Below are 6,083 nucleotides of genomic sequence, written 5' to 3'. Positions count from 1 at the left end.
GACCCAAGTCAATAACGTTGTGGGCACGCTGAATTTGCTCTATGCCATGAAGGAAGAGTTTCCCGACTGCCATCTGGTGAAACTGGGCACGATGGGCGAGTATGGTACCCCCAATATCGATATTGAGGAGGGATATATCACCATTGAACACAACGGGCGCAAAGATACCTTGCCTTATCCTAAGCAACCTGGATCCATGTACCACCTCAGCAAAGTGCATGACTCCCACAACATTCACTTTGCCTGTCGAATCTGGGGTTTGCGAGCCACCGACTTGAACCAAGGTGTGGTGTATGGTGTGCTCACAGAAGAAACTGGCATGGACGAGTTGCTCATCAACCGGTTGGATTATGATGGTGTATTTGGCACTGCCCTGAACCGCTTCTGCATTCAAGCGGCGATTGGTCATCCCCTGACTGTCTATGGTAAAGGTGGTCAAACCCGAGGCTTCTTGGATATTCGAGATACGGTGCGCTGCGTAGAGTTAGCGATCGCTACTCCAGCCGCACCTGGTGAATTCCGTGTGTTTAACCAGTTTACCGAACAGTTTAGCGTTGGCGATCTTGCCACCATGGTGCAGAAGGCAGGTAAGGCACTAGGCCTGAAGGTAGACATCAATCATCTAGAAAATCCCCGAATTGAGCGCGAAGAACACTATTTCAACGCCAAGAACACCAACCTGCTAAATCTAGGTTTGCAGCCTCACTTCCTATCGGATTCTCTGCTCGACTCGTTAATGAACTTTGCCATCAAGTACAAGCACCGAGTTGACCAGAATGAAATTCTGCCCAAGGTAACATGGCGGCGTTAGTCTATGGAGAGGCAACGGTGGAGCGTGTTGCTGCTGGTTGTTCTTCCTGGCATGGCCGCTAGTGCCATTAGCGCTTACTTCTTGTTTCCTGATTGGGCAGCACTTACCCCTAGCGCTGCTTGCTGCCAACAACTAGTGGCATTGTCGACGACTACCTTGATGGCATTAGAAGTTGTAGGCGCGGCTGAACAGCGTCACCGGATTAATTGCTTTGCAGAGGGTGTTGGTATGCTGCTGGGGTGGACAATCGTAGCGATCGGGCTGCATGGTTTTTGTACCTTACCCAAGCCATCCCGTTGATCTTGTTCAGACCACAGGAACTCAACCGTTATGCGCATTGCTCTCTTTACCGAAACTTTCTTACCCAAAGTAGATGGCATTGTCACCCGCCTTCGTCATACGGTTGACCATTTGCAGCGCCTTGGTGATCAAGTCTTAATCTTCTCACCAGAGGGTGGTCTGAAGGAATACAAGGGGGCAATTATTCATGGTGTTCCTGGATTTCCCTTGCCCCTCTATCCTGAACTAAAGCTGTCTATTCCCCGCCCAGCGATCGGCGCTGCTTTAGAGGCGTTTCAGCCCGATATTATCCATGTGGTCAACCCAGCAGTACTAGGACTAGCAGGGATTTTTTACAGCAAACTCTATAACATCCCCCTAATTGCTTCTTACCACACCCATCTGCCCCAGTATCTACATCACTATGGCCTAGGTAACCTAGAAGGGCTACTATGGGCACTGCTGCGGTTAGGCCATAATCAGGCTGCCCTCAACCTCTGTACCTCTACCGCTATGGTGAAGGAATTGTCCAGCCATGGCATTGAACGGGTTGAATTGTGGCAACGGGGAGTAGATACTGAGCTGTTTCAACCAAGTTTGGCCTCTAAGGAGATGCGCGATCGTCTCAGCCAAGGACATCCAGAAGCGCCATTGCTACTATATGTGGGCCGCCTAGGGGCTGAAAAGGAGATCGATCGCATCAAACCCGTCTTAGCAGCAATTCCCAACGCACGACTAGCGCTAGTTGGTGATGGCCCCCATCGTCAAGAACTTGAGCACCACTTTGCAGGCACACCTACTCACTTCGTTGGCTATCTCAAGGGCCAAGAACTAGCCTCAGCCTATGCGTCTGCCGATGCCTTTATCTTTCCCTCCCGGACTGAAACCCTAGGACTTGTGTTACTCGAAGCCATGGCGGCTGGCTGCCCTGTGGTCGCTGCCCGATCAGGTGGCATTCCAGACATTGTAGAGGATGGGGTCAATGGTTACTTGTTTGATCCCGCCGATGAGCAGGGGGCGATTTTAGCCACACAGCGCCTACTCCGCCATCAAGATGAGCGAGAAACTTTGCGCCGTAACGCCCGCGCTGAAGCAGAGCGCTGGGGATGGTCAGCCGCTACTCGCCAACTCCAGCAATACTATCAGTACGTTACTGCTCACCACAAGTCATGACTTACAGGTCTCAGCCAAAACTCCCCTTCGAGGGCTATAGCCCCCTATTGAGACTCATGAGTTGAATCGAGATAATGTGAAGTAAACCCAGTAATCACTAAGAAACCAGCAATCATTAAAGAATCTGAATACCGATTACTGTTTACTAACTGATGCTGAGAGTTCTTGCCAGGCCATCTGTTCTAGTGTTATTGATTTTGATACTGCAATTACGCTAGAAACCGTTTCCCCGTAGAGTTTTAGGTGCTTTATGGTGTGAACAGGCGCAGAGGCATTGCTACAGCTATCACCCTTGCTTATCCCAAGAAACCAGGTTTTGTAAAACTTGGACATACCAAAATTTGGGTTTAGCCCCTAGAATTGTTGAGTATTCTCCCTGGATGACCCATACCCATGAGTTCGCTTCCTCCTATTTCAGACGGTGCTACCACCAATTACCAAGGTATATCTGTCACTGCCGACGAAAAATCTGCTGATGCACGCTTGGAGTCTGCTAGCAACTTAGCTGGCATCAACACTGCGTCAGACTTGCTGTTGCAACAAGGTACTTCATACCTATTGCGCAAGCACTTGAAACTGATGGAAGACCTTTGGGAGTATGTCTTACTTCAGGATTGTGGGCAAGAATTGGTTAATTTGTTAAAGGAATTGCTGGCCATGTGCTCTCCTGAAGGACAGGCAGAAAACGCTGCGGGTTCCTCTGCCTTGCAGGTGGTGGAAAACCTAGACCTGACTCAGGCGATTCATGCTACTCGTGCCTTTGCTCTCTACTTTCAACTGATTAATATTGTGGAGCAGCACTATGAACAGCGTGGGCAACGGCAGCAATATCAAGCTGTGAACAATGCATTGGCAGCTCATGACTATAACGATCGCTCTAACGAGTGGAGCGCTGATGGCGGTGCGGCTAGTCTTCACGCCAATTGGCTAGAGAGAAGCATAACTGAGCCAGATGTGTCCTCTCGCGAGTTGGCAACATTCCGCTCTCTATTTCCTCGGTTGAAGCGACTGAATGTTCCCCCACAACATATTCAAAAGCTGATGGACAATTTGGATATCCGGTTGGTATTCACAGCCCATCCCACAGAAATTGTGCGCCATACCATTCGGGATAAACAGCGCCGCATCGCTCGTATTCTGACTCAGCTTGACCAAATTGAAGACCGAATGGGCTACCTGGGTAAAGATTCCTGGGAAGCAGAGGAGCTGTACGATCGCCTGCGAGAAGAAATTCGCCTTTGGTGGCGCACTGATGAGCTACACCAGTTCAAGCCTACCGTACTGGATGAAGTAGACTACACTCTGCACTATTTTCAAGAGGTATTGTTTGATGCCATCCCCCAGCTTTATCAGCGCATTAAGCGGGCCTTAAACGCCACATTTCCACGGCTTCGTCCCCCGCGCTACAATTTCTGTAAGTTTGGCTCTTGGGTTGGCTCTGATCGCGATGGCAACCCCTCCGTCACTCCCCAAGTTACCTGGCAAACAGCTTGCTATCAGCGTAATGTTGTTCTAGAGAAATATGCTCAGTCTCTGCGACGGCTCACGAGTTTACTCAGCTTGTCGTTGCATTGGAGTGACGTACTGCCCGACCTGCTGGAGTCACTAGAGCAAGACCAGAGCAAAATGCCAGAGGTCTATGACAAGCTAGCTATTCGCTATCGCCAAGAACCCTATCGACTGAAACTGGCCTACATTCAGCAGCGGATTGAAAATACTCGTCTGCGCAATTTGCGGTTACAGCAGGATGCCGCCGATGCAGCATCAGGCACATCGCTGACCCCATCAGCCGTGTATGTGCCGTACAAAATTCCCAGAGAGCTACAGGCAACTGCCCCGCAAAACATCTATTGCTCTGGAGATGAGTTCTTAGCCGAGTTGCAATTGATTCAGCGTAATTTGGAAGCAACTGGTCTCAGTTGCCGCGAGTTGGAACAGTTGATTTGTCAAGTTGAAATTTATGGCTTCAATTTGGCCCATCTGGATATTCGGCAAGAGAGTTCGCGCCATTCTGAGGCGATCGCAGAAATTGCCGACTACTTGCAACTGTTACCCTGTGCCTATACTGACATGCCAGAGGCCGATCGGGTAGCTTGGCTAACCCAAGAACTCAAAACTCGCCGTCCGTTGATTCCATCCGAGCCGGTTTTCTCTGCCCGCACCCAGGAGACAATTGACACCTTCCGCATGGTGCGCCAGCTTCAGCAAGAATTTGGAATGGATATCTGCCAGACCTACATCATTAGCATGAGTCACGATGCCAGCGACCTGCTAGAAGTACTGCTGCTAGCTAAGGAAGCGGGTATGTATGACCCGGCTACTGGAGTCGGTACGCTGAACGTGGTGCCGCTGTTTGAAACCGTAGAAGACCTGAAAAAAGCTCCTACAGTGATGAAGCAACTGTTTGATTTGCCGTTGTATCGCACCTATCTGGCAGGCGGTGATCAGACCAGTGCATCAGCGTCTGTACTCAGGAAATCCTCGCTGTTTACTCCCAACCTGCAAGAAATCATGTTGGGTTATTCTGACAGCAACAAAGACTCTGGCTTCCTCAGCAGCAATTGGGAAATCCACAAGGCGCAACAGGCGTTGCAGCAGTTGGCTGAGTCCTATGGTTTAGAACTACGGATTTTCCACGGACGGGGCGGCTCTGTAGGCCGAGGCGGTGGCCCTGCCTATGAGGCAATCTTGGCGCAGCCCGGTCGTAGTGTAAATGGACGCATTAAGATCACAGAGCAGGGAGAGGTGTTAGCTTCCAAGTATTCTCTGTCGGAATTAGCACTGTATAACCTGGAAACAGTAACCACAGCCGTTATTCAGACCAGCCTACTGCGCACGAGTTTTGATGACATCCAAGAGTGGCGAGAAATTATGGAGGAGTTAGCAAATCGCTCTCGCAGCCACTATCGCGCCCTGATTTATGAGCAACCTGATTTCATCGACTACTTCCATCAGGTGACACCGATCGAGGAAATTAGTCAGCTCCAGATTAGTTCCCGTCCCTCTCGTCGGGGTGGTAAAAAAGACCTAGGTAGCTTGCGGGCTATCCCTTGGGTATTTAGTTGGACTCAGACCCGCGTGTTGTTACCGTCTTGGTATGGCGTGGGCACTGCCCTACGTGATTTTTTAGATCAAGCGCCTGAAGAGCACCTGAAATTACTGCGCTATTTCTACTACAAATGGCCCTTCTTCAAGATGGTAATTTCTAAGTGTGAAATGACCCTCTCGAAAGTAGACCTACAGATCGCCCACCACTATGTGTCAGAGTTGTCAAAGCCAGAAGATCGAGAGCGCTTTGAGCGGTTGTTTGACCAGATTGCCAGCGAGTATTACCTGACTCGACAGCTTGTACTCCAGATTACTGGCTATGAGCGCTTGCTAGACGGTGACCCTGAACTACAGCGATCAGTGCAACTCCGCAATGGCACGATCGTTCCCCTAGGCTTCTTGCAAGTCTCGTTGCTAAAGCGTCTTCGTCAACATTACAGCAGTTCTAGCACCGCCATTCTGCAATCTCGCTATAGCAAGAGTGAGTTGCTCCGTGGTGCTCAACTGACCATCAACGGCATTGCTGCTGGAATGCGCAATACTGGTTAATGCAGAGTAGTCTGATTCCGGTGAGTGATTGGCATAGGGGTAGGCTATGCTGAAGTACGATCCAGAATAGTGGTAACCATGTTTTAACCATGTCTAGTGATGCCTGTAACCAAACTGGTGATTCCAGGCTCTGGGGGGTGCCATCATGTCCCCAGAGCTAGCTGAGCGCACAATCGCAGGACTGCACGCCTCGTTGGTGACTAACCTCCCTTCCCTTAACCCA

At 50.2% G+C, this 6,083-nt stretch carries 4 protein-coding genes; all 4 read left to right on the top strand.

What is annotated here, in order from left to right:
• A partial coding sequence (locus NZ772_12090) for an NAD-dependent epimerase/dehydratase family protein (GenBank protein MCS6814288.1) occupies positions 1 to 811 on the top strand: 811 nt, incomplete at its 5' end.
• Between the two features lie 3 nt (positions 812 to 814).
• The gene (locus NZ772_12085) at positions 815 to 1,111 is read left to right on the top strand and encodes a hypothetical protein (GenBank protein MCS6814287.1); all 297 of its coding nucleotides are present in this window, start codon (positions 815 to 817) and stop codon (positions 1,109 to 1,111) included.
• 30 nt (positions 1,112 to 1,141) lie between these two features.
• Entirely contained in the window at positions 1,142 to 2,263 is a 1,122-nt protein-coding gene (locus tag NZ772_12080; GenBank protein MCS6814286.1) for a glycosyltransferase family 1 protein, read from the top strand.
• Positions 2,264 to 2,656: 393 nt separating this feature from the next.
• Positions 2,657 to 5,860 carry a phosphoenolpyruvate carboxylase gene (gene ppc / locus NZ772_12075; protein ID MCS6814285.1) on the top strand — a complete coding sequence of 1,068 codons (3,204 nt, stop codon included), beginning with the start codon at positions 2,657 to 2,659 and terminating at the stop codon, positions 5,858 to 5,860.
• Positions 5,861 to 6,083: the final 223 nt, after the last annotated feature.

It is taken from the genome of Cyanobacteriota bacterium (assembly GCA_025054735.1).
Classification (GTDB): Bacteria; Cyanobacteriota; Cyanobacteriia; order SKYG9; family SKYG9; genus SKYG9.
The sequence above is the reverse complement of the archived record's forward strand: the minus strand, read 5'-3'. Positions and strand labels throughout refer to the sequence as shown.

What these genes read in the sequence shown, in the direction of transcription:
- NZ772_12085 (MCS6814287.1), top strand. Translation starts at nt 815, where the DNA reads ATGGAGAGGCAACGGTGGAGCGTGTTGCTGCTGGTTGTTCTTCCTGGC.
- NZ772_12080 (MCS6814286.1), top strand. Translation starts at nt 1,142, where the DNA reads ATGCGCATTGCTCTCTTTACCGAAACTTTCTTACCCAAAGTAGATGGC.
- ppc (MCS6814285.1), top strand. Translation starts at nt 2,657, where the DNA reads ATGAGTTCGCTTCCTCCTATTTCAGACGGTGCTACCACCAATTACCAA.